A 2,722-nucleotide genomic window follows, 5' to 3' on the forward strand; every position below is an offset into this window, starting at 1 on the left:
ACTAAAGTTCATTTAAAAGCACAAAGCTCCAGGTTTGCACGCGATGCGCTGAGCTTGCCGAAGTGTCACCCCGCCTGAGGCACAACGGGTGTGCCTGTTGCACAATAACCCAAATATACCTAAAATACTTTCGGAAAAGATTCGTTTTTTGTCTTTTTAAAGATGCAGGAGGAAAAAGAACTTACCCAAAAATGCGCTGCCAAGTTTATTTACAGGTTTAAAAACCCCTATTTTAAAACACATAACTATTTTCTTTTGAGGGGAGTTGCGACGGTTAGGGCTGTTAGCGGTAGGTGTTCTTCTTTCGTCCATTAGTTTTATCATATTCAATGTGTTGCTGTCCATAAAAATACCGCACTTAAATATGTCCAAAGTAATGAAAATAAAATATGAAGCACTGTTTCAAAAGCCTTTCCTTTCCATAATGCTGTGGAGTAGCCAAAGAACTGAATGAATAGTCGTGTCGACCAAAATATTCCAAGCCCAAGAGATATTTTCCTGCCTAAATTTGTTTCAATGAGTTCTGTCGTAGAAGTTAGGCAAAGCAAGCCCATAAGAAAAACAACTAAGGCAATAAAAAAGGTATGAACGGTCATCATTTGCCTGTTGATTAGGCTTAAAGATTTTAGTTCATCTTTCCAATTGAAATATTTCGGAAAAATTAAGTGAAAGAATGCCAAGGCCATGAGCAGCACCCCAATTATTTTATAGTGTATCTCCATTTCCATTATCGTTGAGTATAAAGGTTGTTATAAATGGGGTTGTTTTTATCTCTCTTTCGACAGATAGATTTGCTAATTTAAAAGTTTCTTTCCAAGTTGATTTTGAATAAAAATGAAAAGAGCCAATTGTATATGCCAAAAAATTATTGAAATCTCGAAGGTGTTCAGTAACAAATATTTGTCCATTTGGTTTTGTAACTCTTTTAAGTTCATTAAAAAATTGAACTCTTTCTGATTTGTCCCGGATTTCGTGAGCTGAAAGAATTGCCAAACAATACTCGAACTCGTTGTCTTTGAAAGGCAGTTTATTAGTTGAAACCTCAATTGTTCCTATTAATGGCGGATAAGCACTTCTTGCACGTTTTATCGAAACTTCTGTGTGCTTTTCTTTGTCGTAAAAATCACAAATCGTCAGTTCACATTTTGGGAACTTGCCTTTGATAAATTGGCTTGTTTCGTCAAATCCGGCATTTATATTCAACACTTTCTTAAATTCGGAATTTGGGAGCCAACTGAGACTATAAAGATTTGAAAAATCGTAAACGTAATATGATACTAACAACGAAATTATCATTGTCAGCAATGCCACAACGGAAGCAGAAAAAACGTATATTCTAAATTGCCCTGGAATGCTGCTTTGAAATAAAAAGGCAAGCGTAAAGGCAATAAAGGCAATCAAATAGAAATGCCAGTTGAACCGAGCAATATTTGTTACACCTTGCAGTGGCTTGCGTGTTACTTCCATTTTTCTATTTTGCCTTTTTTCCAATAGTAAGGAATATTTGTTATTTCAAATGCGTTTGCCAATACTACATTTTCAAGTTTTAATGAATTGATAAAATCAATCGAATAACTTTTTATGCTGATTGGCGCGGGTTTCCAATTTTGCCGAACACCTTCAATAATTAATACCGTCTCATTTTTCTTGTTGTAGGTAAATGTATACGGTAATGGGCCTGCAAATTTTCTTGCATCTTTCCAACCAGTAAAGGGTGAATTATTGGGGAGATTTACTTCATTTTCTGATTGCTCAATAATTAATTCAAATTTTGATTTTTGTGAGCTGATTATTTTTAATCCATGATCTGCTTTTATTGAAATGTCTGTGGGTGAATAGTTGTAATGGGTGAATACATTTCCTAAAAATTCCATTTTCTTTTTGTTTGTCTCGGATTTTAGAATGTATAAACCCCTTAATCGTTTGCCTGCCGTACTTGTATAGCGAACAAAAATTCTGTAGCCAATCAAAAAAAAGTCATTGCCCATAAATTCCGGAAAACCTTTAGGTCGTAGATTTCTTGTCTGAACCATGGCAACCGCAATGAAAGCCCATCTATCCTGGAAAGTGTCAAGCTCTAAGCACTCTGGAATTAACTCTTCAACTTGCTCTTTTGGCACAGCAAAAGTCAGAACTACCGAACTGTCAAAGAACGCTTCCACTGCAAAAGGGTGATTTTTCAAAAAGTTCATTTCTTTGTTTGCCGGTTTAGATTTTTGTTCAACACAAATTCATTGTAGTAGACTATGCCAATAAACAGTAAAGCGAAAACGGAATTTAGTCTGCCCCACAACAATAAGTCAGGGACTAATAAAAATTCTAAAATATTCATTGTCGCTACTACCGTCATTTGTATGATAGCATTTAATTTAGTTTTAAACTTAGTCAAAACCCAAATTGCCATTACTACTTCTGAAAGTCCAATCAGAACTGTCAAAATCCTTGAATAATCGTTACCTAAAATTCTTGCAACAATGTGTTCGTGTCGTGGAATAAGATTTAGCACTTTACAAAACAGTCCGTTTGCGAGCCAAATTGCCGCAATTAAAAGGGTTAATATTCTATGTTTATGTGTGCCTGTCAATTTTGTTAGTGTCGTCCGCTACACTTGCGCCTAACGCCCCGGGCGATTTGCGTACGGGCGGGTTTAGCTTCGCTGATTTTCAATTCGGAGCACAAAGTTTCAATTTATTACTAAAGTTCATTTAAAAGCACAAAGCTC

At 35.7% G+C, this 2,722-nt stretch carries 5 protein-coding genes; all 5 read right to left on the reverse strand.

The window, feature by feature from the left end:
- Positions 1 to 156 precede the first annotated feature (156 nt).
- The 5 genes from CHU92_RS15695 to CHU92_RS00690 are packed head-to-tail and all read right to left on the reverse strand — an operon-like array spanning position 157 to position 2,584.
- Positions 157 to 324, reverse strand: a complete 168-nt coding sequence (locus CHU92_RS15695) for a hypothetical protein (protein ID WP_165764546.1) — start codon at positions 322 to 324, stop codon at positions 157 to 159.
- A gap of 2 nt (positions 325 to 326) precedes the next feature.
- Positions 327 to 722 carry a hypothetical protein gene (locus tag CHU92_RS00675; protein WP_094411596.1) on the reverse strand — a complete coding sequence of 132 codons (396 nt, stop codon included), beginning with the start codon at positions 720 to 722 and terminating at the stop codon, positions 327 to 329.
- Positions 706 to 1,467 carry a class I SAM-dependent methyltransferase gene (locus tag CHU92_RS00680; RefSeq protein ID WP_094411594.1) on the reverse strand — a complete coding sequence of 254 codons (762 nt, stop codon included), beginning with the start codon at positions 1,465 to 1,467 and terminating at the stop codon, positions 706 to 708. Before CHU92_RS00680 ends, CHU92_RS00675 begins: the two co-directional genes overlap by 17 nt.
- Positions 1,458 to 2,192: a DUF2071 domain-containing protein gene (locus tag CHU92_RS00685; RefSeq protein ID WP_094411590.1), complete on the reverse strand. Its 735-nt coding sequence runs from the start codon at positions 2,190 to 2,192 to the stop codon at positions 1,458 to 1,460. Before CHU92_RS00685 ends, CHU92_RS00680 begins: the two co-directional genes overlap by 10 nt.
- Complete coding sequence (locus CHU92_RS00690) at positions 2,189 to 2,584, reverse strand: DoxX-like family protein (protein ID WP_094411592.1); 396 nt, start codon at positions 2,582 to 2,584, stop codon at positions 2,189 to 2,191. The genes CHU92_RS00685 and CHU92_RS00690 overlap by 4 nt, the downstream gene beginning before the upstream one ends.
- Positions 2,585 to 2,722 lie beyond the last annotated feature (138 nt).

The organism is Flavobacterium cyanobacteriorum, assembly GCF_002251835.1.
GTDB classification, from domain to species: Bacteria; Bacteroidota; Bacteroidia; order Flavobacteriales; family Flavobacteriaceae; genus Flavobacterium; species Flavobacterium cyanobacteriorum.